Source organism: Pantoea sp. B550 (genome assembly GCF_024158165.1).
Lineage (GTDB): Bacteria > Pseudomonadota > Gammaproteobacteria > Enterobacterales > Enterobacteriaceae > Pantoea > Pantoea alfalfae.
In genome coordinates, this window is the sequence record NZ_JAMYXI010000003.1 from 1,665,701 (window position 1) to 1,688,396 (window position 22,696).

Consider the following 22,696-nt stretch of genomic DNA (forward strand, 5'->3'; position numbering starts at 1 on the left):
TCAGGCCTCTCCTAAATAGGCACGAATGACATCCGGATTATTACGAATCTCCTCCGGCGTTCCGTTAGCCAGCGGCGTTCCCTGATTAACCACGTAAATACGGTCAGAAATACCCATCACCAGCTTCATATCATGTTCAATCAGCAGCACCGACACCTTGTGTTCACCACGCAGTTCCGCAATCAGCGCGTCCAGCTCGTGGGTCTCTTTGGGGTTAAGACCCGCCGCCGGTTCATCCAGCATCAGAATCTCCGGGCGCGTCACCATACAGCGCGCAATCTCCAGACGGCGCTGCTGACCATAGGCCAGATTGCCCGCCTGACGGTTCGCCAGATCCAGCAGACCCACCCGCTCCAGCCAGGTCGCCGCACGATCCAGCGCCTCGCTCTCACTGCGGCGAAACGCCGGGGTTTTCAGCAGGCCGGAAAATACGCCGCTTTTCAGATGCTGATGCTGCGCGACCAGCAGGTTCTCAATCACCGTCATCTCACGGAACAGACGCACGTGCTGGAAAGTCCGCACGATGCCCATCCGCGCAATCTTCTGGCCCGGCAACCCTTCCAGATGCTGCTCACGCAGTTTGATCGTGCCACCGGTGGGTTTGTAAAAGCCGGTCAGGCAGTTGAACACGGTGGTTTTACCGGCACCGTTGGGACCAATCAGTGAAACGATCTCCTGTGGACGCAGCTCCAGTGCCACATTGTTCACGGCTAACAGACCGCCGAAGCGCATCATCAGGCCTTCAACGGCTAATAAAGGCTGAATCATGCCTGTTCTCCTTGTTTACCGGTTCTGAGCTTCAGATGCGGACGCTTCATCGGCAACAGGCCCTGCGGACGCCAGATCATCATCAGCACCATCAGGCCACCCAGCACCAGCATGCTGTATTCATTGAGGTCGCGCATCAGCTCGCGTGACACCACCAGCAGGATGGCGGCCAGAATGACCGCAAACTGCGAGCCCATCCCGCCCAATACCACAATCGCCAGCACAAAGGCGGACTCGACAAAGGTAAAGGATTCCGGGCTGACAAAGCCCTGACGCGCCGCGAAGAGACTGCCGGCAAAACCGGCAAACGCGGCACTGATGGTAAAGGCGGTCAGCTTGATGCGGGTCGGACTCAGGCCCAGTGAACGACAGGCAATCTCATCTTCGCGCAGCGCTTCCCAGGCCCGGCCCAGCGGCATCCGCAGCAGCCGGTTGATCACGAACAGCGTCAATACCACCAGCAGCAGCGCCACCAGGTAGAGGAAGATGATGCGGTCGCTGGGATCGTACTTCAGCCCAAAGAAGTTATGGAAGGTATCCCAGCCGCCTTCACGGGGCGTACGGCCAAACTCCAGACCAAACAGCGTCGGTTTCGGGATCTGGCTGATGCCATTCGGCCCGCCGGTCAGGGCGGTATTGTTCAGCAGCAGAATACGCACGATCTCACCGAAGCCCAGCGTCACAATCGCCAGATAGTCGCCGCGCAGTCGCAGCACCGGGAAGCCCAGCAGCAGACCAAACAATGCAGCGACCATGCCGGAAAGCGGCAGGCATTGCCAGAAGCCAAGACCGTAATAGTGATTCAGCAGCGCAAAAGTGTAGGCACCGATGGCGTAAAAGCCGCCATAACCCAGTACCAGCAGGCCAGAGAGACCGACCACCACGTTTAAGCCCAGACCGAGCATCACATAGATCAGCGTCATGGTGGCGATATCGACGGTGCCGCGTGACACCAGGAATGGCCAGGCAATGGCGGCGATAATCATCACTGCCATCACCAGCTTCTGCTTTGGCGTCGAGCCATCCAGGCCAGGCAACACCAGCGCCGGACCGGAGATTTTCTTCAGGCCGCTTTGCCACACCGGACGCAACAGCTGGAACAGAAACACCACCGCACAGCCTGCGGCGATCCAGTTCCAGCGCACGCTACCCGCGTTCTGCACTACCAGATTCGTGCCGTCCAGATTCAGGCGCAATCCCATAAAGAAGGTGGCAAGCACCAGCAGCATCACCGACGAGATCAGGGCATTGATAAAGGAGATCTTCATACTTTTTCAACCTCCGGGCGACCCAGAATCCCGGTCGGCATCACCAGCAGCACCACAATCAGCAGGGCAAACGAGACCACATCTTTATATTCCGTGCTGAGATACGCAGAAGTCAGCGCTTCAGCGATGCCCAGTACCAGGCCGCCAATCATTGCGCCCGGAATACTGCCAATCCCGCCCAGCACCGCGGCGGTAAAGGCTTTCATGCCCGCCATAAAGCCGATGAAGGGGTTGATCGACCCATAGAACTGGCCCAGCAGCACGCCTGCGACTGCCGCCATCGCGGCACCGATCACAAAGGTCAGCGAGATCACGCGGTCGGTGTTAATCCCCAGCAGGCTGGCCATTTTCAGGTCTTCAGCGCAGGCGCGACAGGCGCGGCCCATACGGGAATAGCGGATAAAGGTGGTCAGCGCCAGCATCGCCAGGAACGTCACCACCCAGATCACAATCTGCATGGTAGAAATCGTGGCGGCAAACCCGTTGCTCTCGCCTACCGTCCACTGTCCGGTGATCAGGCTCGGCAGCGCCAGGTCGCGTGAACCCTGCGTCAGGCTGACGTAGTTTTGCAGGAATATCGACATCCCGATGGCGGAGATCAGCGCAATCAGGCGCTTGGATGAACGCACAGGCCGGTAGGCGACGCGCTCAATGCTCCAGCCGTAGGCGCTGGAGATAATCACCGCCATCACAAAGCCAGCAGCAATCATCAGCCAGGTAGTGTCGATGCCCATCATCATCAGGGCGGCGATCACGATAAAGGAGACATAGCTACCGATCATGTAGACCTCGCCGTGGGCGAAGTTGATCATGCCGATAATGCCGTAAACCATGGTGTAACCGATGGCGATCAGCGCGTAAGTGCTACCCAGGGTCACACCGTTAAACATCTGCTGAATAAAATAGAGGAACTGCTCGGACATACCTTGACCCTTACTTAACCGATCGCAGGCGATCGGGGTACAAAAAACGCCTGGCAGACGAGCACCAGGCGTTCGTGTCGCTGGTCAGGGGAAACCGGTTACCCGGCCTCCCGCTCACCACAAAACAGCCTGGTTTACTTCACAGCCGTCGAGGTGCCATCGGCATGCCATTTGAAGACGCCGAATTCAAAGCCCTTGAGATCGCCCTTCTCATCCCAGTTCAGGTTGCCCATCACGGTTGGCACCGCGGCACCTTCCTTGAGGTTTTTTACGATAGCATCCGGCTCAGCACTCTTGCTGCGCTCCATACCGGTTGCCAGCGACTGCAGAGCGGCATAGGTGGTCCAGACGAACGGGCCGGTCGGATCCAGTTTCTTCGCTTTCAGCGCGTCAACGATCGGTTTGTTAGTTTCGACCTGGTCGTAACGTTTCGGCAGGGTCACCAGCATGCCTTCAGAAGCCGCACCAGCAATGTTCGACAGCGAGGCGTTACCCACACCCTCTGGTCCCATAAACTGGGTTTTCAGGCCAGCAGCACGTGCCTGACGCACGATTTGGCCCATTTCCGGGTAGTAACCGCCGAAATAGACGAAATCGACGTTCTCTTTCTTGAAGCGGGCTACCAGCGTAGAGAAATCTTTATCGCCCGCGGTGATTCCTTCAAACATCACGATATTAGCGCCCTGCTTTTTCAGGCTCTCCTGCACGGAGCGCGCCAGGCCTTCGCCATACTGCTGTTTGTCGTGAACCACTGCGATACGCTGCGGTTTCAGCTCGGTCATCACATATTTCGCGGCGGTCGGCCCCTGATCGGAGTCGAGGCCGGTGGTGCGCATAATCAGTTTATAGCCACGGGAAGTCAGGTCAGGTGCGGTCGCGGCCGGGGTGATCATCAGCACGCCTTCATCTTCATAGATGTCAGACGCCGGCTGGGTGGAGGAAGAGCAGAGGTGGCCGATGACGTAGCGGATGCCATCGTTAATCACCTTGTTCGCGACCGCAACCGCCTGTTTCGGGTCACAGGCGTCATCATATTTCACCGCCACCAGTTTGTTGCCGTTAACGCCGCCTTTGGCGTTAATATCTTCAATCGCCTGCGTTGCACCGGCGAACTGCATGTCGCCGTACTGCGCTACCGGACCTGACATTGCGCCGACAATTGCCACTTTGATATCTTCAGCCAGCGCCGCATGGCTCATCGCCAGTGCTACACATCCTGCCAGTAATGCGCGCCCTTTCATTTTCATCCTGACTACCCCATTTATTTTGTCGTGTATGTTGTGAGTGCTTGCGTTGCCAGATAAAGTCGAAAACTGATTAATGATGAATGAGTTAGCGTACTTTTCTGACATTTATTAGTAATAAGGCTTTATTTTTCAGGTTATTAAACAGGAAGTTTCTTCTGTAAATCAACTGACACATTCAGAATTGACCGGGTTAAACAGCATAATACACTGGATGCAATGGCCGGTTTATGACCACTTTGCCAGCGTGTTATGCTGGATTCTTCGCCCGCTATCCAGGTTTACTCCTGTTATCCTGGCATCCAGGCCATCTTTTGACCTGTTTTATTGATGAAAATGTGGTGGCCCTCTGGTTGTATACTTTCGCTACACTTTCCCCTTTTTTAGAGGTTTTTGTTATGAAGCTCACTATCCAGCGCCTGACCGCGCTGACGCCGCAGGACCGCATCGATCTTGGCAAAGTCTGGCCGGATCTGGAGATGGAAAAACTGGAACAGGGTTTAAGTGAGTCTCATCGTCTTTACGCAGCGCGTTTTAATGACCGTCTGCTGGCAGGTTTGCAGCTGGAAATCTCCGGCATCCATGGCAAGGTTCACCGGCTGGCGGTGCGCGATGTCACCCGGCGACGCGGGGTAGGACAGTATTTGCTGGAGGAGACAATCAGGCAGAATGGTTCAATCGCGGACTGGTGGATTGCCGATGATGGCAGTGACGATCAGCAGGTACGCGCGGCGTTTATGCAGGCGTGTGGCTTCAGGGCGCAGAGTGATGGCTGGATACGGGCGGCAGACTAGCCGGACGCAGAAAACAAAAAGGGCGACATCATCTGTCGCCCCTTAAGGTGTTGAAGTGCGTTACGCTTCAATCGCCATACGCAGTTTCTTCATGGCGTTCTTTTCCAGCTGCCGGACACGTTCGGCGGATACGCCGTACTGATCGGCCAGCTCCTGCAGCGTGGTTTTATTGTCTTCGTCCAGCCAGCGGGCGCGAATGATGTGCTGACTGCGCTCATCCAGACCTTCCATCGCATAGCTCAGCTTGTCAGCCGCATGCGCATCCCAGTTATCCTCTTCGATGCCGTCGGCAAAGTCAGAGGTTTTATCCTGCAGATACAGCACCGGTGCCATCGAACGGCCTTCGCTGCTCTCGTCGTCGGCAGACATATCAAAGGTCATATCCTGCGCGGCCATACGCGATTCCATTTCGCGCACGTCTTTGCTGCTTACGCCCAGCTCGCGCGCAACCATCTCGACTTCGTCCTGATTGAACCAGCCCAGACGCTGCTTGGTTTTACGCAGGTTAAAGAACAGCTTACGCTGTGCTTTGGTGGTCGCGACTTTCACAATACGCCAGTTACGCAGCACGTATTCGTGAATCTCCGCTTTAATCCAGTGCACGGCGAACGAAACCAGACGCACGCCCACTTCAGGGTTGAAGCGACGCACCGCTTTCATCAGGCCGATGTTGCCTTCCTGGACCAGGTCAGCCTGTGGCAGACCATAGCCGGAGTAATTACGAGCGATATGAACTACAAAGCGTAGGTGAGACAGGATCAGCGTCTTTGCTGCTTCCAGATCGCCCTGGTAATGCAGCCGTTCAGCCAACGCTTTTTCCTCTTCAGCCGAGAGCATCGGCCAGGTATTCGCAGCCCGGACGTAAGACTCCAGGTTGCCAAGAGGAGCAATAGCTAAAGTTTGCATTTCTTTGGTCATTCAAACCCTCACAAATTCAGTGGAATTGCCGCACATTTCCCTGCGCAGACGATACATTACGTCAACGTCGCGCGAGATCCGAAAGCAATCTGTGCTACTTAGAGTGATAAAGTTATCCACAAGTTCAATTATAGCAGTGAATATTTTACACACAGATGACAGGAAGGGAAGAGGGGAAAAATCCTCTGCACCCACTATCGGTAGCAGAGGACCATTATAACAAAAAAATGTTGCAGGCGTTTACTGCGGCGTAAATCGACGTAAATGTTGTACCGTTGCCAGCCAGGCTGCCACCCAGCCGATGATGGCCGCAATCAGTAGCAGCAGCAGCGCTTCATCCCAGGAGAAGCCTTCCAGCGAGAAGGTGGTACCAAATACGGTTGCCACACTGGCGACGACCGACTGCAGACGCAGCACCAGCACTTCTGACAGCAGCAGCGACAGCACCGCACCGCTGAAGCCCAGCAGCGCGCCGCCATAGAGGAATGGACGCAGGATAAAGCCATCGGTGGCACCAATCAGCTTCTGCACGTTAATGGTGTCGCGTCGCGCAAAGATGCTGAGGCGGACACTGTTACCGATCACCAGGAACACTGCCACAATCATCAGCACGCCAATCATGGAGGCAATCTGCCCCACCAACCCGGTCAGTGCCGCCAGCCGCGCAAACCAGCTGTCATCCATTCGCACTTCATCCACGCCCTGCACTTTACTCACCCGATCGCGCAGGCTCTGCATGGTGTCTGAGTTCTGGAAGTTGAGCTTAGGCGTGATGATGGCTACCGCAGGCAGCGGATTCTGCTCCAGCATATCCATTGCGCCACCAAAGCCCGACCAGTTACGGAACTCATTCAGCGCCTCTTCCCGCGTCAGGTAGTTGACGTTATCTACGCCTTCGACCTGCTTGAGCTGCGCCACCACATTTTCTGCCGCCGTGTCATCCAGCGTTTTGGAGAGATAAACGGTCAACTGCGGCGCCGGATACCACTGCGTGGCCGCCTGACTGACGTTTTTCCACACCATGTAGCAGACGCTGGGCAGCGTCAGAGAAATGGCGATGACCATCACCGTCAGCAGTGTAGCCAGCGGCTGACGCCACATATCCGAAAGCGTACCGCGCAGCGCATAGCGCCACTGCTCCTGCCAGCCGCCCTTCAGCGCTTTACTCTTCGACTTCGACGGCTGCTTAGCTTTCGGCGCAGCCGGACGTTTAATGCGTTTATTGACCATCGTGGCCTCCGTGCAGACGTCCCTGATTCAGCGTCATCATCCGGTAGTTACGTCGGGCGATCAGGCCGCTGTCATGCGTCGCCATCAGGACGGTGACGCCGACGCGGTTGAACTCTTCGAACAGGCACAGAATGTCTTCTGACAGCGCGTCGTCGAGGTTACCGGTCGGTTCATCGGCCAGCAGTACGGCTGGCTTGTTCACCACCGCACGGGCGATGCCCACACGCTGCTGCTCACCGCCCGAAAGCTGAATCGGATAACTTTTCGCTTTGTCGAGCAGGCCTACTTTATCCAGCGCCGCCGAGACGCGACGACGGATATCCTCGCCGCTGGCACCGGAAATAATCAGCGGGATCGCCACATTGTCATAAACCGACCGATCCATCAGCAGGTGGTGATCCTGGAAGATCATGCCAATCTGACGACGCAGGAAAGGCACCTCACTGTTACGCAGGCGGGAAATGTCATGGCCGCTGAACCAGATTTTTCCGGCACTCGGGCGCTCAATGCCACAAATCAGCTTCAGCAAGGTACTTTTACCGGCACCGGAGTGGCCGGTCAGAAACGCCATTTCGCCGGGACGCAGATGGAAATCTACCCCCTGCAGCGCCTGACGTCCGCCGAGATATGCCTTACTGACCTCTTCAAAGCGAATCATCCTAATTAGTCCTCTCGGGCAAACAGTGCCTCAATAAAATCTTCCGCCTTAAACGGCCGTAAATCTTCAATGCCTTCACCGACGCCGATGTAGCGAATCGGAATACCGAACTGATCGGCCACCGAGAAGATCACGCCGCCTTTGGCGGTGCCATCCAGCTTGGTAAGCGCAATCCCGGTCAGGCCGACGGCTTCATTAAACAGTCGGGCCTGGCTGACCGCATTCTGTCCGGTGCTGGCATCCAGCGTCAGCATCACTTCGTGAGGTGCGGAATCATCCAGCTTTTTCATCACGCGGGTGATTTTTTTCAGCTCTTCCATCAGGTGCGATTTGTTCTGCAGACGACCCGCCGTATCGGCAATCAGCACGTCAACGCCGCGTGATTTCGCGGCCTGAATGGCATCGAAAATCACCGAAGCGGAATCTGCGCCGGTGTGCTGCGCAATGACCGGAATGTTATTGCGCTGGCCCCACACCTGCAGTTGCTCAACCGCTGCGGCGCGGAAGGTATCACCGGCCGCTAACATCACGGACTTGCCCTCGGCCTGATACTGGCGTGCCAGCTTACCGATGGTGGTGGTTTTACCCACGCCATTGACGCCCACCATCAGGATGACAAATGGCGTTTTACCTGAGACATCCAGTGGCGCATCCACTTTCGCCAGAATCGAGGCCATCTCTGCTTTCAGCAGGCTGTAGAGCGCTTCCGCGTCACGCAACTGCTTGCGGTTTGCCTGCTGGGTCAGGTTGGTGATGATGCGACGCGTGGTATCCACGCCCACATCCGCAATCAGCAACTGCTCTTCCAGCTCGTCAAACAGGTCATCATCAATCTTTTTGCCACGGAACAGGCTGATAAAACCGGAACCGAGGTTCTGACGGGTTTTGACCAGGCTGCGCTTCAGGCGGGAGAAGAAGCCCTCTTTGCTGGGACGCTCCTGCTCCTGCACGATGAGCGGCGCGGCGGCCAGCGGCAGATCGCTGACGGTATCGGATAGCGACTCAGTCGGTTCCTGGTCCGTGACATCGGCGTCATCCAGTGCCAGTGCAGTCAGCTCTTCCTCAGTCAGCGGCGCGTCTGCTTCGCTATCCTGCGTTTCAGCGCTCGCGGCGTCATCCAGCACCTGTGGCCTGGGCACTTCGTCGTTTAACTGTGCTTCACTGTGCGGGGTTTCGACGATCTCTGCATCGCCCAGCGCCAGCGCCGTCAGCTCTTCTTCGCTTAACGGCGCGTCGGTTTCGCTGTGCGGGATGTCAACGATTTCTGCGTCGCCGAGCGCCAGTGCCGTCAGCTCTTCTTCGCTTAACGGCGCGTCTGCGGGTTCCGCGTCAGCGATCGGCGTGACCACGTCGTCGGCGTCTATGACCGGCGTCGCATCATGTTCAGGTGCGGCAACCTCCAGCAGCGCTTCAGGGTCGGCCTCAATCGGCTCAGCCTCATCCAGCACCGCAGGTGCTGATTCATGCGGCGCTGCCGCAGTGACTTCCGCCTCACGCTGCTGCCCGGCCACCGTTTCGGTGATGACGACAGTCTCTTCCGCTTGTGCTTCAGCCTGGCTTAATGCCGGGGCTTCCTGTTCTGTCTGCTGCTGTGCGGGTTCAGCGACCTCTGGTGTCTGCTCCTCCGCTACAGGTTGTTTCTCTTCCTCTTTGCCAAATCCCAGCCAGGAAAAAAAGCCACGTTTTTTCTCTTTTGCCATTGTGTGACGACACTCCTCGATGGCTTTGTCCCGGTCGCGCGTGGTTTCCAGGGGTAAATCAATGAAATTGGTCAGCGCCAGACCGGCGTAAACCGCAGAATAATGCATGACTTCAGCAACTCAGTAGTCTAACACTTTCCAGCCAGCTCACCACAGCACCCTTTTTTAACGTTTCTTCTCACCGATTCGCCCGTTAAACTACGCAACAAATTATGACGAGTTGTGAGCAAGATGAATAAAAACCCCCGCAGTACAGGCGGTGCCGGGCAGATTCGCATCATTGGCGGCCAGTGGCGCGGACGCAAACTGCCGGTGCCGGACAGCGCCGGACTGCGCCCCACGACCGATCGGGTTCGCGAGACGCTGTTTAACTGGCTGGCCCCGGTGCTGCCAGAAGCGCGCTGCCTCGACTGCTTTGCCGGTAGCGGCGCATTAGGACTGGAAGCGCTGTCGCGTTACGCGGGATCGGCGACGCTGCTGGAGCTGGAACGTCCGGTAGCACAGCAGTTATCAAAAAATCTGCAGACGCTGCGCGCCACGAATGGCACCGTGGTTCAGACCAATGCGCTAAACTGGCTGGCACAGGCGGGTACACCCTTTGATGTGGTGTTTATTGATCCGCCGTTTCGTCAGGGATTGCTGGAACAGACGTTACAGTTGCTGGAGCAGAATCACTGGCTGGCCGACCAGGCGCTGATTTACGTCGAAAGTGAAGTGGAAAATGGCACACCGCCGGTGCCGCCAGAGTGGGATCTTTATCGCGAGAAAATAGCCGGACAAGTGGCTTATCGTTTGTATCAACGTCAACAGGAGACGCAGGATGTTACTTAATTTGGGGCGTCTGTTGATGCTATGCGTGTGGGGATTTTTACTGGCTAATCTGGTCCATCCCTACCCGAAGCCACTGACTTATTTTATCAACGTTGCGCTGATTTTCATGATCCTGATGCATGGTCTGCAGCTGGTGTTACTGCGCACCACGCAGACCAAAGATGCGCCGCCGATTGACCGCGTCACCCAGGCCAAAGTGTTTCTGTTCGGGGTATTCGAACTGGTCGCCTGGCAGAAGAAAAACTTCCCACGTAAGAAATAAACCCGGGCGGGCGCAATGCCCGCCTGTTACTGTCGGGGTGTGAAGCTGATAAAGCGCGTGCCCTGCATCTTCAGCTCGCCTTTGACACCCTTGTCCAGCTGATGATATTCCGCCTCTTTAAGCTGCACTTTGATGTCGCTGGCACCGTTCAGCGGGTGAAGCAGCACCTCGTAGCGCATCTCTTCCCCGGCGATAACTTCCCGCTGCCGTGAACGGCGATTGGGTGCAGGAAATTCACGTTTGGTTTTGACCTCAACCTGCAGAGAACGCTCGGGTGAAGCGTCATTCACCGCCACTTCCCGGCGTTGCTTAATGAACTGACGGGTCGCCAGCACGGCGATAATCGCCAGAACGATAATAAAGATTAGCGGCGGTTTGCTCATAGCGATCTGGTGCCTGCAGAATGATTAATCAGGCGGCAAAGCATACAACCAGAGTTGCCTGATTGTCACATCTCAGAGGCTTAACCTAAACTGGAAAGGATATTTTGGGATCTTTCACCATTTTGAATAAAAAAGGGAGAAACAATGCTCTGGTCTTTCCTCGCTGTACTTTTCTCCGGCTGGCTCTATGTCGACGCCACCTATCGCGGCCCGCAATGGCAACGCTGGTTATTTAAACCGGTCACGCTGCTGCTGCTTGTCGGGCTGGCCTGGCAGGCACCTGTGCTGCAGACTACGGACTACCTGATTCTGGCCGGTCTGGTCGCGACGCTGGTCGGTGATGCGTTAACGCTGCTGCCGCGTCAGCAGATGCTCTATGCCGTCGGGGCTTTCTTCCTGTCGCACCTGCTTTATACCCTCTGCTTCGCCGCCAGCATGACCATGACCTTCTTCTGGCCGATCCCGCTAACGCTGCTCATCATCGGTGCCGCTCTGATTGGCGTCATCTGGAGCCGACTGGAAGATCTGCGCTGGCCTGTCTGCACCTTTATCGGCATGACGCTGGTAATGACCTGGATAGCGACCGAGCAGTACTTCTTCCGCCCGACCGATTACAGCTTCTCGATCATGGTGGGTGCCGGTCTGCTGCTGCTGGCAAACGCCGTCTGGTTTATCTCACACTATCGTCGCCGCTTTACCGCCGACAGCGCGATTGTTGCCGCCTGCTACTTCGCCGGTCACTTTATGATCGTGCGCTCGTTGTGGGTCGTCTGAGAAAATAGCCTTGACTCTGGAGTTCACTCTAGAGTGTAGGATAGCGGGATGGGCAGCGTTGCTCATCCCATTATCCGGAGGTCATATGCATCAACATCACGCCTGTGGCTGCGGCAAACCCCGTGCCAGTCACGCCGCAGCAAAACCGCTGTGCCAGGTTCGCCAGACTCGCCCCCTCTCCCTTTCTATTCACGCCGCGACGCCTGTACCTGCGGAGACGGCAGGCTGTTGCTGTGACTGCAACAGCAGCCCTGGCAACGACACCGACCCCGCTGAGGAAAGCGACCGGCGAGGTGCCGACAGTTATCCCTTTAGCTGGCAGGTCAGCGGGATGGATTGCCCGTCGTGTGCCCGCACTATTGAAACCGCTGTCCGTCAGATAAGTGGTGTGACCGACGCCCGTGTGCTGTTCAGCAGCGAGAAGCTGGTGGTTAACGCTGACCACGATGTACTGAACGCCGTTGAACAGGCGGTGAAAAAAGCCGGCTTCCAGCTCGCAACCCCATCAGCCACGTCGGCCACATTCCCCGCTAAGCCCGACTGGCAACATAACCGCATGCTGATTTTACTGGCACTGCTGGTGCTCGCCAGCAGCGTTCTCAGCCAGTTCGCGCCCCTCTGGGGCGATCGGCTGTTTGTGCTGACCACCCTGGTCGGCCTGATCCCGGTGGCGCGCGGTGCCTGGCAGCGTCTGCGCAGCGGATCGCCTTTTACCATTGAGACCTTAATGACCCTGGCGTCGGCTGGCGCACTGATCATTGGCGCGCACGCCGAAGCCGCGATGGTACTGATGCTGTTTCAGCTGGGCGAAAAGCTGGAAAGCTATGCCGCCTCCAGGGCACGCAGCGGCGTCACCAGTCTCATGGCGTTGCGGCCTGAATCGGCGATTCGTCTGGAACAGGGCAAACGCAGTGAAGTGCCGCTGGCGGCGCTGCAACCGGGTGATGTGATTGAAGTCGCGGCGGGCAGCCGCCTGCCGGTCGATGGCTGTTTAATCAGCCCGCTCGCCAGTTTCGATGAGAGCGCGCTGACCGGTGAGTCGCTGCCGGTTACGCACACCAAGGGTGAAAAAATCCTTGCCGGTGCCACCAGCGTGGATCGGCTGGTGATGCTGGAAGTGGTATCGAAGCCGGGTGAAAGCGCGATTGACCGTATCCTGCAACTGATCGAGGAAGCGGAAACGCACCGTGCGCCGGTCGAACGCTTTATCGACCAGTTCAGCCGCATCTATACGCCGCTGGTGATGCTGCTGTCGCTGCTGGTCATGATGGTGCCGCCCCTGCTCTTCGCAGGCGACTGGCAGCCGTGGATCTATAAAGGGCTGACCCTGTTACTGATTGGCTGCCCCTGTGCACTGGTGATCTCAGTGCCAGCAGCCATTACCTCGGGGCTGGCTGCGGCGGCGCGTCAGGGCGCACTGATCAAAGGCGGTGCGGCGCTGGAGCGGCTGAGTTCGGTGCGCAGAATGGCGTTTGATAAAACCGGTACACTGACGCTGGGCAAGCCACAGCTGACGCAGATCCTGCGCTTTGGTACGGCCAGCGAGTCAGAGATGCTGGCGCTGAGCGCCGCTGCAGAACAGGGTGCCACCCATCCACTGGCCAGCGCTATCGTGGCGGCCGCGCAGGCGCGTAACCTGGTGATTCCTGACGCGCAGGATCAGCAGGTGCAGGCGGGACGCGGCATCCGTGCGCAGGTCTCAGGCCAGCAGATTCAGCTGCTGACGCCCAGCCATACGCCCGGTCTGACGCCGCAGCAAAATGCGCAGATAGCGCAACAGGAAGCCGAAGGTGAAACGCTGGTGGTGCTGATGCGCAATGGCGAAGCACTGGGTGCGCTGGCTCTGCGCGATCAGCTGCGCGACGACGCCGCCGATGCGTTAAAAGCGCTGAAAAAGCTGGGTATTGAGAGCCTGATGCTGACCGGTGATAACCCGCGCGCTGCGGCGACCATTGCCCGCCAGCTGGATATTGATTATCGCGCCAGCCTGCTGCCCGCCGATAAAGTCGCGGCGATCCGTGAACTGAGTCAGCAACAGCCGCTGGCGATGGTCGGGGATGGCATTAACGACGCGCCAGCAATGAAAGCGGCAACGCTGGGCATTGCGATGGGCAGCGGCACCGATGTCGCGCTGGAAGCGGCCGATGCGGCCCTGACGCGTAATCAGCTCAGCAATCTGGTGCCGATGATAGCACTGGCACGGCGGACACGGCGCATCATCCGCCAGAATGTCGGTATTGCGCTGGGGCTGAAGGCGATTTTCCTGGTCACTACCCTGCTGGGTCTGACCGGACTCTGGCTGGCCGTGCTGGCAGATTCCGGGGCGACCGCGCTGGTCACGGCCAACGCGCTGCGGTTACTGCGACGTCGCGCCTGAGTAAAAAGCGCTGTCTGAAGAGTGCGGTTAACGGCGGCCTGAACGGCTGCTGTTAACCGGCTATACCTTTGCGGATCAGAAACTGATAGGGCAGCGTGTCGGTCTGCTGCGCCAGCAGGCCATGTTCCATAAAGCGGCAGAAGCCGGGAATATCGCGGGTCGTTGCCGGATCATCGGCGATGATCAGTAACGTCTCGCCATCCTGCAGGCTGCGTACGGTTTTGCGCACCATCATCACCGGCTCCGGGCAACGCAGGCCACGGGCGTCCAGCTGATGGTCGGCAGAGGAAAAGGCATCGCTCATAATCAACTCGGTTCAGGTAAGGGGCGCTCATTCTAGCGCGTGCTGGCGGTGAAGCAAGGCGATAACGATTGCGTTAAAATTAACCATTGCATAAAAAGCACAACGCGGTAATATGCCGCCGCTTTTTGCTCATAAAACTGCCAGGCGCTGCCCGAACGGCGTCCCGCAATGGGTTCCCTCACCCCAACATTAAAAAGGTTGAATATGCTCGCATTTTCTTCACGTCAGCGCATGAATGCGCTTTTCTGGCTATCGCTGTTTCACCTGCTGGTGATCACCTCCAGTAACTACCTGGTTCAGTTGCCGATCTCCGTCTTTGGCTTCCACACCACCTGGGGCGCGTTCAGCTTCCCGTTTATCTTCCTGGCGACCGATCTCACCGTGCGTATTTTTGGCGCACCGCTGGCCCGACGCATTATTCTGGCCGTAATGATCCCGGCGCTGTTTATCTCTTATGGCGTCTCGGCGCTGTTCTATCAGGGTGAATGGCAGGGCTGGCAGGCGCTGGAAGTGATGAACCTGTTTGTGGCCCGTATCGCCTGCGCCAGCTTTATGGCTTATGCACTGGGTCAGATCCTCGACGTTCATGTCTTTAACCGTCTGCGTCGTCTGCCTCAGTGGTGGATAGCACCCGGCTGCGCCATGTTCCTGGGGAATATCAGCGATACGCTGGCCTTCTTCTTTATCGCCTTCTATAAAAGCCCCGATGCGTTTATGGCGCAGCACTGGGTTGAGATTGCTCTGGTAGATTACAGCTTCAAGGTGCTGATCTGCATGGTCTTCTTCCTGCCCGCCTACGGCGTACTGCTCAATGCCGCGCTGAAACGTCTGGCTGAACGCCAGACCGCCCGCCAGGTCAATTTCGGCTAAGTGCCCATACGGTTTCCACTCCTATCCGCTAAGATCTTCTGACAATCATCAGGTTGCGTTTGCAACCTGATTCCTGTTGTATTAATGCCTGACTGGAAACTTAAAAAGGGATTCTGATGCGCAACCTGGTGAAATATGTAGGAATGGGTTTACTGGTACTTGGCCTGGCGGCCTGTGACCAGAAGAAAGATGAAGCGGCGAACGACAACGGCGTCAGCGCCAGTCAGTCGGCGCAGACCGTCACGCTGATGGATGGCAAACTGAGCTTCTCGCTGCCACCAGGCATGTCCGATAAAAGCGGTAAACTGGGTTCGCAGACTACGAACATGCACGTTTATGCGGATGAAACCGGTGCCCGCGCCATTATTGTGATTGCCGGTGACCCGACCAATGATGGTCTGGATGTGCTGTCGCAGCGCATGGAACAGCAGCAGCGTAACCGCGATCCACAGTTGCAGGTGGTGTCGAACAAATCTGTGACGCTGAAAGATCAGCCCGCCCAGCAGCTGGATACGGTGATTTCTGCTAACAACCAGACCTCATGGTCTTCCGTGGTTCTGGCAAAAGTGGATGGCAAGCTGGTGACACTGCAGATTACGCTGCCAGGCGATAATCAGCAGCAGGCACAGAGCGATGCTGACAACATTGTGAAAAGCATTACGCTGAAGTAAAACAAAAGGCGGGCTTCCCACCGGGAAGCCCGCCTTTGCTCACAGAACTTTATAAGCCTGTATTTTCCCGGATATATTTCCGCGCTTTCACCGCATACTCAAACGGATTGGCCAGCGCCGGATCCTGCTCCGCTTCCACCACCATCCAGCCTTTGTAGCCGTAATCGTCCAGGATTTTAAACACGGGTTTGAAGTCGATCACGCCATCGCCAGGTACGGTAAAGGTGCCCTTTTTGACGCCCTCCAGGAATGAGAGATGGTTCTCGCGCACCTCAGCCACCACTTCATCACGCACATCCTTAAGATGAACATGGAAGATGCGCGGCAGATATTTTTCCAGTACCGCCAGCATCTTCTGCTGGGAGCCTTCGGAGTAGTAGACGTGGCCGGTGTCATAGAGTAAACCAACCTGCTCGTCAGTCATCGTCATAAACCGGTCAATCTCTTCAGTGGTCTGAATGCCGGTGCCCATGTGGTGATGCAGCGTCACGCGCATCCCCTTGTCCGCTGCGATGCGGGCCAGTTCGTTGTAGCCCTCTGCCGTTAACCGCCACTCTTCATCGCTGAAAATCGCTTTCTCTTCAAACACCGCAAGCCCGGTGCCCTGAATACTTTTACTCTGCTCAGAACAGCCAATCACCCGCGCGCCCATCGCATGCAGGAAGTTCATGTGCTCGATGAACTGTTCGATGGTTTTCTCTTTATCGCCGTTGGCAAAAAAGGTGCTGAACCAGGCATTGCAGATTTCGATGCCGCGAATATCGAGCATCGGTTTCAGAATCGCCGGATCCCGCGGGTATTTGCTGCCCACTTCGCTACCGGTAAAGCCCGCCAGCGCCATCTCACTGACGGTCTGCTGAAAGGTGTTTTCACTGCCGAGATCCGGCATGTCATCGTTGGTCCAGCCGATCGGCGCGATCGCCAGTTTTACATTCTCTTTGTTCATCTTCTCATTCCCAGGCGGAGAGCGGCCAAGCCGCATAGACAGCTGAATCAGTTATAGAAAGCGGGACGCGGTGGCATCTCTACCGTCTCGATCGCACCACTGTTCTGCGCTTTGATGCAGGCATCGGCGGCCACCGAGGCAGCAAAGCCATCCCAGGCAGAAGGACCGGTAAGCTGGCCCGCGTTGATATCGTTGATAAACGCCTGCAGCTCAACGTCATACGCCTCGATAAAGCGATCTTTCCAGTCCACCAGAATGGTGTTCGACAGGCGGGCATCTTTGCGCAGCTGCACCGAAGAAGGCTCTGGCAGGCGGGCAATGCCCTCTTCACCGACCACTTCACACTGAATGTCATAGCCGTAAGCGCAGTTAACGAAGATCTCGACGTCAATGCGGACCCCTTTGTGAGTTTCGAACAGGACGATCTGCGGGTCTTTCAGCTGACCATGGGACTTTGACGTCACGCGCGGGAAGATCACCTGCACCGTTTTATAGTCATCACTGGTCAGCCAGCGCAGCACATCCAGCTCGTGGATCAGGGTATTCGTAATCGCCATCGGCGTGGTGTAGTTTTCTGGCACGGTCGGGTTGCGGTGCGCGCAGTGCAGCATCAGCGGTTCACCGATATCGCCATCGGTGATCACTTTTTTCAGGGCGCGATAGCCCGCATCGTAAGGGCGCATAAAGCCAACCTGCACCAGGCGTTTACCCGCCTGAATCTCTGCATCCACTACCCGGCGGCAGCCCTCGGCGCTCATCGCCAGCGGCTTCTCACAGAAGACCGGTTTACCGGCGGCAATTGCCGCTAAGGTGAACTCTTCGTGGGTCGGATCCCATGAGGTGACCAGCACCGCATCGACGTTGGGTGACTGAATCACATCATGACCATTTTCAAACACCTCCGCCTCTATGTTCAGGCGTTGCAGTGCAGCCCGCGCGCCGTCAACATTGATGTCAGAGACGGCAACCACCTGAGCCCCCTGCAGCACATGGCTGCAGCGGCGAATATGTTCCTGACCAATTGCACCTGTACCGATGACGCCAAGTTTCAAAGTCATAATTACACCTGTGTAGGGTTCGTACGGAGAAGAGGAAAACGGGCCGCAGCACGGCCCGGAAATCAGTATTTGCGCGCCTGATCCAGATGGCTGTTGAGCTTGTCCGCCACCGCCTGAGCGCGTTCGGTTTTCGACGCCTGTGCTACGCCGAGGTGCCACCAGCTGAAATATTTGTGGATCATGGTTTTTGGCAGCACTTTGATGTCGATAAGGGTAGAAACCGTCTGGGTGCGGGCATCTTCCAGCGCCGCTTTAAGCTGCTCCAGGCTGGTGACGCGATAAGTTTTGCAGCCATAACCGGCAGCAATGGCCGCGAAATCGACCGGGATAAAGCCACCGTCCAGCCTGCCGCTTTCCGCGTTACGGAAACGGAACTCGGTGGTGAAGCTGTCCATACCGTGTTCCATCTGCAGGTTGTTGATACAGCCGTTAGTCATGTTATCCAGCAGCACGACGTTGATCTTCGCCCTTTCCTGAATCGAGGTGACCAGCTCAGAGTGCAGCATCATAAAGGAGCCGTCGCCGACCAGCGCATAGACCTCGCGTTGCGGCTGCGCCAGTTTTACACCCAGCGCGGCATTCACTTCATAGCCCATGCAGGAGTAGCCATATTCGACGTGGTAGGCGTTGTAATCTTTGGTGCGCCAGACGCGCTGCAGGTCGCCCGGCAGGCTGCCTGCGGCGGCTACCACGACCGCATCTTTCGGCAGTTGCTCATTTAAGGTGCCGAGCACGCTGCTTTGCGTCAGCAGTGACTGAGTCAGGCGGTTAAATTCTGCGAACACCGCTTCGCGGTCGAGATGGTCAGCAATCTCCGGCACAAAGTCGCCATCGTGATATTCCACCTGATAGACGCGCTGCGTCTCTTTCAGCAACTGACTCTGCGCCTGCTCAATCTGATTGCCCCAGTCATTGCTGTAGTGCTGTGAGGCCAGCGCAGCAGTGAGCGCGGTCAGCCCTTCACGGGCATCGGCCAGCAGCTGCACGCCATCGAGCTTGTAGCTGTCGAAGTTGCTGACGTTGATGTTCAGGAAGCTGACATCGGGATGCTGGAAAATCCATTTGGATGCGGTGGTGAAGTCGGTGTAGCGGGTGCCGATGCCGATGACTAAATCGGCCTCTTTCGCCAGCAGGTTAGCGGCCAGACAGCCGGTTTCGCCTACGCCGCCGACATTCAGCGGATGGTCAGAGACCAGCGTGCCCTTGCCCGCCTGCGTCTCGGCAAAGGGAATCTGATAGCGTTCGGCAAACTGGCGCAGTGCCTCGCCCGCTTCGGAATATTTTACCCCGCCGCCGCAGATAATTATCGGCTTGCGCTTACGGTTAATCAGCGTCAGGGCATCCGCCAGCTGCGCCGCGACCGGCAGGCGGCGATCCAGACGGTGCACGCGTTTCTGGAAGAAGTAGTCCGGGTAATCCCAGGCTTCGCCCTGCACATCCTGCGGCAGCGACAGCGTGACCGCGCCGGTTTCGGCCGGATCGGTCAGCACGCGCATGGCATTGATACAGGCGGACATCAGCTGCTCAGGGCGGCTGACACGATCCCAGTATTTGCTGACGGCGCGGAAGGCGTCGTTAGTGCTGATGCTGAGATCGTAGCTCTGCTCAATCTGCTGCAGCACCGGATCGGGCTGGCGCGTGGCGAAGACGTCGCCGGGCAGCAGCAACAGAGGAATGCGGTTAGCGGTCGCAGTGGCGGCGGCAGTAATCATGTTAGCCGCACCCGGTCCTACAGACGAACTGCAGGCGATAATCTGACGGCGCAGCGACTGACGGGCAAAGCCAGTGGCAGCATGGGCCATGCCCTGCTCATTACGCCCCTGCCAGACCACCAGATCGCCGCTGTCCTGTTCCAGCGCCTGGCCCAGCCCCAGCACGTTGCCATGGCCGAAGATGGCGAAGATGCCTTTGACGAACTTCGTCTCAACGCCATCAACATCGATGAATTGATTATCAAGAAATTTAACCAGCGCCTGTGCCGTGGTCAGTCTGATTGTGCCCATGTTTCTTCCTTACATGCTGGTGGACCCCGACTTCCGCGACAGCGCGCCAGGCGTTGTCATTGGCGGAAAAGCGGCCGGAATAACTGAAACGTGAGGCGATTATAAACAAATATATTTTTCATAAAACACGATTACAGAAGAAACATTTCATTTTGCGAGTGAGATCAAATTTAACGATGGCAGCAGGACTGGCGAGCGATCACGACGGGGAAATCTGGAACGTTTAGCAGAGAGTGGTTCATGATGAAAAAATTCATTTCAATGCAGCAGCTTGCCTGACTGGCGTGCTGATTCCTGCGATCGCCTTCACAACCCTGACATACCGCACATCGTAGCAGCAGAGATCGTGCAGGTGGGCGGCAATCAGGAGTTTTACCTGGTTCACAAAATTGCGATGGATATTTCATTTCATATTGAATATGGAATTTTTATTCCTCATACTCCCCTCATAGTCAGCCAGATACCCACAGACCCGGAAGCAGAGCCTGCCTGGATCGGTTTTTTCGCCCACCAGCTCTGCGAATCACAGAAGGAAACCACAGGTATGAGTACACAACAGAAGCCGCTTGATGTGATTTGTATCGGGCGCATCGCCGTTGATTTTTATGGCCAGCAAATCGGAGCGCGGCTGGAAGATGTCACCTCCTTTGCTAAATATCTGGGGGGATCGTCGGGCAACGTCGCTTATGGCACCGCGATTCAGGGGCTGAAATCAGCGATGCTGGCGCGGGTGGGAGATGAGCATAATGGTCGCTTTCTGCGTGAGGAATTGCAGCGCGTGGGCTGTAACACCGATGCCCTGATCACCGATGCAAAACGCCTGACTGGCATGGTGATCCTGGGGATTAAAGATGAAGAGACTTTTCCGCTGATTTTCTACCGTGATAACTGCGCTGATATGGGTCTGGTGCCGGACGATATCGACGAAGCCTTTATTACCTCGTCCCGCGCGGTGGCGGTCACCGGCACGCACTTATCCCATCCGCAGACGCGTGAAGCGGTGCTGAAAGCACTGGATATCGCCCGCCGCAATGGCCTGCGCACGGCGCTGGATATCGATTACCGCCCGGTGTTATGGGGACTGACCTCTCTGGGCGACGGTGAAACACGTTTCATTGAGTCCTTTCAGGTCACGCAGCAGTTGCAGGAAGTGGTGCACTATTTCGATTTGATCGTCGGCACCGAAGAGGAGTTTCATATTGCCGGTGGCAGCACCGATACTCTGACTGCGCTGAAAAACGTGCGTCAGGCGAGCCAGGCGACGCTGGTCTGCAAACGCGGTCCGCTGGGTTGTGTGGTGTTTGAAGGTGAAATTCCGGATAGCTGGGAACAGACTCAGCTGCACACCGGCGTGCGCGTCGACGTGCTCAACGTGCTGGGCGCGGGCGATGCCTTTATGTCTGGCCTGCTGCGCGGCTGGCTGAATGATGAAGGCTGGGAGCAGGCGTGCCGTTATGCCAATGCCTGTGGCGCGCTGGTCGTGTCGCGCCACGGCTGTGCCCCTGCCATGCCAACCAAAGCGGAGCTGGATGATTTCCTGAGCCGCGACACAGAGGTGAAGCGTCCCGATCTCGACAGTCGTCTGAACCATCTGCACCGTGTGACCACCCGTAAGCAGCAGTGGCCGGAGCTGAACGTTTTCGCCTTTGACCATCGCAAACAGCTGGCGGATATGGCGCAGGAAGCGGGCGTTGATGAGAGCCGCATTCCACAGCTTAAACTGCTGCTGCTGGAAGCCGCTCAGCAGGCGGCCAGTGAGGCGGGACTAGAGAACAAAAGTGGCATTCTGGCGGATACCACGTATGGTCAGAAAGCGCTGAATGCCATCACGGGTAAAAAGTGGTGGATTGGCCGCCCAATCGAGCTGCCCAGCTCACGTCCACTGCGTCTGGAGCATGGCAACATCGGCTCGCAGCTAATCGACTGGCCCGCCGAACATGTCGTGAAATGTCTGGTCTTCTATCATCCACATGACAGTGCTGAACTGCGCAAAGAGCAGGACGATCTGGTGCTCGACGTCTGGAAAGGCTGCAATAAAAGTGGCCATGAGCTGCTGCTGGAAGTGATTCTTCCCGAGAGTAACCCGGATAAGAATGAAGCCTATTACCTCGATATACTGAGCCATTTTTACAGTCTGGGCATCCAGCCGGACTGGTGGAAACTGCCCCCGCTATCCGCAGAGAGCTGGCAGGCGATCAGCGGTCTGATTGAGCAGCAGGATCCTCACTGTCGCGGCATTCTGTTACTCGGTCTGGATGCGCCCGAAGAGAAGCTTAAAGCGGGCTTCGCCGCGGCGGCCAAAGCGCCCTGGGTGAAAGGTTTTGCGGTAGGCCGCACTATCTTTGGTCAGCCTTCCCGCCAGTGGTTACAGGGGGAGCTGGACGATCAGGCGCTGATTGAGACGGTTAAAGGCAACTATCTGCGACTGATTGAGTACTGGCGCGCTGCCCGCGCCTGATTTCCTGCTCTGCCAGAGGCTGTCTCAACCGGGATAGCCTCAGACTGCTGACTCATTCAAAGCAGGGTGAATGTTGCCGCAACGAATAAGCTCAATGCGCAGGTAACACGGTCAGAGGAGGAAAGCGTCCCGCCGCCCGGATAAAAACGCCAGGCGTTTTTGAACAACGCAACGCGTTGGCCCGGCTACGGGCGCACCTCAGGGATGAGGTGCGTAATTGCGCGGGCCGAGCGGCCAGGGATGGCTTTAGCGACTT

At 57.0% G+C, this 22,696-nt stretch carries 21 protein-coding genes; 8 read left to right on the forward strand and 13 right to left on the reverse strand.

The window, feature by feature from the left end:
• From livG to NIM72_RS10930, 4 genes are all read right to left on the reverse strand, one after another.
• Nucleotides 1-768: a high-affinity branched-chain amino acid ABC transporter ATP-binding protein LivG gene (gene livG / locus NIM72_RS10915; RefSeq protein ID WP_013359342.1), complete on the reverse strand. Its 768-nt coding sequence runs from the start codon at nt 766-768 to the stop codon at nt 1-3.
• Nucleotides 765-2,036 carry a high-affinity branched-chain amino acid ABC transporter permease LivM gene (locus tag NIM72_RS10920; RefSeq protein WP_161735544.1) on the reverse strand — a complete coding sequence of 424 codons (1,272 nt, stop codon included), beginning with the start codon at nt 2,034-2,036 and terminating at the stop codon, nt 765-767. Before NIM72_RS10920 ends, livG begins: the two co-directional genes overlap by 4 nt.
• The gene (gene livH / locus NIM72_RS10925) at nt 2,033-2,959 is read right to left on the reverse strand and encodes a high-affinity branched-chain amino acid ABC transporter permease LivH (RefSeq protein WP_009087789.1); all 927 of its coding nucleotides are present in this window, start codon (nt 2,957-2,959) and stop codon (nt 2,033-2,035) included. The genes NIM72_RS10920 and livH overlap by 4 nt, the downstream gene beginning before the upstream one ends.
• A 134-nt stretch (nt 2,960-3,093) precedes the next feature.
• On the reverse strand, nt 3,094-4,206 hold the full coding sequence (locus tag NIM72_RS10930) for a branched-chain amino acid ABC transporter substrate-binding protein (RefSeq protein ID WP_013359345.1): 1,113 nt from the start codon (nt 4,204-4,206) through the stop codon (nt 3,094-3,096).
• A gap of 395 nt (nt 4,207-4,601) precedes the next feature.
• Here NIM72_RS10930 and panM point away from each other — a divergent pair, with 395 nt between their 5' ends.
• Entirely contained in the window at nt 4,602-4,997 is a 396-nt protein-coding gene (gene panM, locus NIM72_RS10935) for an aspartate 1-decarboxylase autocleavage activator PanM (RefSeq protein WP_013359346.1), read from the forward strand.
• A gap of 60 nt (nt 4,998-5,057) precedes the next feature.
• On the opposite strand, the gene rpoH is transcribed toward panM, so the two are convergent.
• From rpoH to ftsY, 4 genes are all read right to left on the reverse strand, one after another.
• Entirely contained in the window at nt 5,058-5,915 is an 858-nt protein-coding gene (gene rpoH, locus NIM72_RS10940; protein WP_003852201.1) for an RNA polymerase sigma factor RpoH, read from the reverse strand.
• A 240-nt stretch (nt 5,916-6,155) separates the two neighbouring features.
• A complete protein-coding gene (gene ftsX / locus NIM72_RS10945) occupies nt 6,156-7,145 on the reverse strand; it encodes a permease-like cell division protein FtsX (protein ID WP_013359347.1) in 990 nt (329 codons plus the stop codon).
• Entirely contained in the window at nt 7,135-7,803 is a 669-nt protein-coding gene (gene ftsE / locus NIM72_RS10950) for a cell division ATP-binding protein FtsE (protein WP_253420311.1), read from the reverse strand. The genes ftsX and ftsE overlap by 11 nt, the downstream gene beginning before the upstream one ends.
• 5 nt (nt 7,804-7,808) lie before the next feature.
• On the reverse strand, nt 7,809-9,503 hold the full coding sequence (gene ftsY / locus NIM72_RS10955) for a signal recognition particle-docking protein FtsY (RefSeq protein ID WP_161735572.1): 1,695 nt from the start codon (nt 9,501-9,503) through the stop codon (nt 7,809-7,811).
• A 231-nt stretch (nt 9,504-9,734) separates the two neighbouring features.
• On the opposite strand from ftsY, the gene rsmD reads away from it, so the two are divergent.
• Together rsmD and NIM72_RS10965 are read left to right on the forward strand one after the other, a co-directional pair.
• Nucleotides 9,735-10,334, forward strand: a complete 600-nt coding sequence (rsmD, locus tag NIM72_RS10960) for a 16S rRNA (guanine(966)-N(2))-methyltransferase (RefSeq protein ID WP_253420314.1) — start codon at nt 9,735-9,737, stop codon at nt 10,332-10,334.
• Nucleotides 10,324-10,596, forward strand: coding sequence for a DUF1145 family protein (locus NIM72_RS10965; protein ID WP_003852192.1), 273 nt, complete (start codon nt 10,324-10,326; stop codon nt 10,594-10,596). Before rsmD ends, NIM72_RS10965 begins: the two co-directional genes overlap by 11 nt.
• A gap of 26 nt (nt 10,597-10,622) precedes the next feature.
• On the opposite strand, the gene NIM72_RS10970 is transcribed toward NIM72_RS10965, so the two are convergent.
• Nucleotides 10,623-10,979, reverse strand: coding sequence for a DUF2500 domain-containing protein (locus tag NIM72_RS10970; RefSeq protein WP_253420317.1), 357 nt, complete (start codon nt 10,977-10,979; stop codon nt 10,623-10,625).
• Between the two features lie 144 nt (nt 10,980-11,123).
• Between NIM72_RS10970 and NIM72_RS10975 the strand changes: the two genes are divergently transcribed.
• Entirely contained in the window at nt 11,124-11,753 is a 630-nt protein-coding gene (locus tag NIM72_RS10975) for a lysoplasmalogenase (RefSeq protein ID WP_253420318.1), read from the forward strand.
• A gap of 85 nt (nt 11,754-11,838) precedes the next feature.
• Nucleotides 11,839-14,130 (forward strand): zinc/cadmium/mercury/lead-transporting ATPase, encoded by a 2,292-nt coding sequence (locus NIM72_RS10980; protein ID WP_253420324.1) that lies wholly within the window; start codon nt 11,839-11,841, stop codon nt 14,128-14,130.
• Nucleotides 14,131-14,182: 52 nt separating this feature from the next.
• On the opposite strand, the gene tusA is transcribed toward NIM72_RS10980, so the two are convergent.
• On the reverse strand, nt 14,183-14,434 hold the full coding sequence (gene tusA, locus NIM72_RS10985; protein WP_161735554.1) for a sulfurtransferase TusA: 252 nt from the start codon (nt 14,432-14,434) through the stop codon (nt 14,183-14,185).
• A gap of 204 nt (nt 14,435-14,638) precedes the next feature.
• Here tusA and NIM72_RS10990 point away from each other — a divergent pair, with 204 nt between their 5' ends.
• Both NIM72_RS10990 and NIM72_RS10995 read left to right on the forward strand, forming a co-directional pair.
• Nucleotides 14,639-15,304, forward strand: a complete 666-nt coding sequence (locus tag NIM72_RS10990) for a 7-cyano-7-deazaguanine/7-aminomethyl-7-deazaguanine transporter (protein WP_253420327.1) — start codon at nt 14,639-14,641, stop codon at nt 15,302-15,304.
• A 116-nt stretch (nt 15,305-15,420) separates the two neighbouring features.
• The gene (locus NIM72_RS10995; RefSeq protein WP_010253333.1) at nt 15,421-15,975 is read left to right on the forward strand and encodes a DcrB family lipoprotein; all 555 of its coding nucleotides are present in this window, start codon (nt 15,421-15,423) and stop codon (nt 15,973-15,975) included.
• A 49-nt stretch (nt 15,976-16,024) separates the two neighbouring features.
• On the opposite strand, the gene iolE is transcribed toward NIM72_RS10995, so the two are convergent.
• From iolE to iolD, 3 genes are all read right to left on the reverse strand, one after another.
• A complete protein-coding gene (iolE, locus tag NIM72_RS11000; protein WP_161735556.1) occupies nt 16,025-16,921 on the reverse strand; it encodes a myo-inosose-2 dehydratase in 897 nt (298 codons plus the stop codon).
• Nucleotides 16,922-16,968: 47 nt separating this feature from the next.
• Nucleotides 16,969-17,979, reverse strand: coding sequence for a Gfo/Idh/MocA family protein (locus NIM72_RS11005; protein WP_253420330.1), 1,011 nt, complete (start codon nt 17,977-17,979; stop codon nt 16,969-16,971).
• Between the two features lie 62 nt (nt 17,980-18,041).
• Nucleotides 18,042-19,982: a 3D-(3,5/4)-trihydroxycyclohexane-1,2-dione acylhydrolase (decyclizing) gene (iolD, locus tag NIM72_RS11010; protein ID WP_253420333.1), complete on the reverse strand. Its 1,941-nt coding sequence runs from the start codon at nt 19,980-19,982 to the stop codon at nt 18,042-18,044.
• Nucleotides 19,983-20,526: 544 nt separating this feature from the next.
• Here iolD and iolC point away from each other — a divergent pair.
• On the forward strand, nt 20,527-22,440 hold the full coding sequence (iolC, locus tag NIM72_RS11015; protein WP_253420336.1) for a 5-dehydro-2-deoxygluconokinase: 1,914 nt from the start codon (nt 20,527-20,529) through the stop codon (nt 22,438-22,440).
• Nucleotides 22,441-22,696 lie beyond the last annotated feature (256 nt).

Coding starts and splice junctions, on each gene's coding strand:
- livG (WP_013359342.1), bottom strand. CDS start 768: ATGATTCAGCCTTTATTAGCCGTTGAAGGCCTGATGATGCGCTTCGGC.
- NIM72_RS10920 (WP_161735544.1), bottom strand. CDS start 2,036: ATGAAGATCTCCTTTATCAATGCCCTGATCTCGTCGGTGATGCTGCTG.
- livH (WP_009087789.1), bottom strand. CDS start 2,959: ATGTCCGAGCAGTTCCTCTATTTTATTCAGCAGATGTTTAACGGTGTG.
- NIM72_RS10930 (WP_013359345.1), bottom strand. CDS start 4,206: ATGAAAATGAAAGGGCGCGCATTACTGGCAGGATGTGTAGCACTGGCG.
- panM (WP_013359346.1), top strand. CDS start 4,602: ATGAAGCTCACTATCCAGCGCCTGACCGCGCTGACGCCGCAGGACCGC.
- rpoH (WP_003852201.1), bottom strand. CDS start 5,915: ATGACCAAAGAAATGCAAACTTTAGCTATTGCTCCTCTTGGCAACCTG.
- ftsX (WP_013359347.1), bottom strand. CDS start 7,145: ATGGTCAATAAACGCATTAAACGTCCGGCTGCGCCGAAAGCTAAGCAG.
- ftsE (WP_253420311.1), bottom strand. CDS start 7,803: ATGATTCGCTTTGAAGAGGTCAGTAAGGCATATCTCGGCGGACGTCAG.
- ftsY (WP_161735572.1), bottom strand. CDS start 9,503: ATGGCAAAAGAGAAAAAACGTGGCTTTTTTTCCTGGCTGGGATTTGGC.
- rsmD (WP_253420314.1), top strand. CDS start 9,735: ATGAATAAAAACCCCCGCAGTACAGGCGGTGCCGGGCAGATTCGCATC.
- NIM72_RS10965 (WP_003852192.1), top strand. CDS start 10,324: ATGTTACTTAATTTGGGGCGTCTGTTGATGCTATGCGTGTGGGGATTT.
- NIM72_RS10970 (WP_253420317.1), bottom strand. CDS start 10,979: ATGAGCAAACCGCCGCTAATCTTTATTATCGTTCTGGCGATTATCGCC.
- NIM72_RS10975 (WP_253420318.1), top strand. CDS start 11,124: ATGCTCTGGTCTTTCCTCGCTGTACTTTTCTCCGGCTGGCTCTATGTC.
- NIM72_RS10980 (WP_253420324.1), top strand. CDS start 11,839: ATGCATCAACATCACGCCTGTGGCTGCGGCAAACCCCGTGCCAGTCAC.
- tusA (WP_161735554.1), bottom strand. CDS start 14,434: ATGAGCGATGCCTTTTCCTCTGCCGACCATCAGCTGGACGCCCGTGGC.
- NIM72_RS10990 (WP_253420327.1), top strand. CDS start 14,639: ATGCTCGCATTTTCTTCACGTCAGCGCATGAATGCGCTTTTCTGGCTA.
- NIM72_RS10995 (WP_010253333.1), top strand. CDS start 15,421: ATGCGCAACCTGGTGAAATATGTAGGAATGGGTTTACTGGTACTTGGC.
- iolE (WP_161735556.1), bottom strand. CDS start 16,921: ATGAACAAAGAGAATGTAAAACTGGCGATCGCGCCGATCGGCTGGACC.
- NIM72_RS11005 (WP_253420330.1), bottom strand. CDS start 17,979: ATGACTTTGAAACTTGGCGTCATCGGTACAGGTGCAATTGGTCAGGAA.
- iolD (WP_253420333.1), bottom strand. CDS start 19,982: ATGGGCACAATCAGACTGACCACGGCACAGGCGCTGGTTAAATTTCTT.
- iolC (WP_253420336.1), top strand. CDS start 20,527: ATGAGTACACAACAGAAGCCGCTTGATGTGATTTGTATCGGGCGCATC.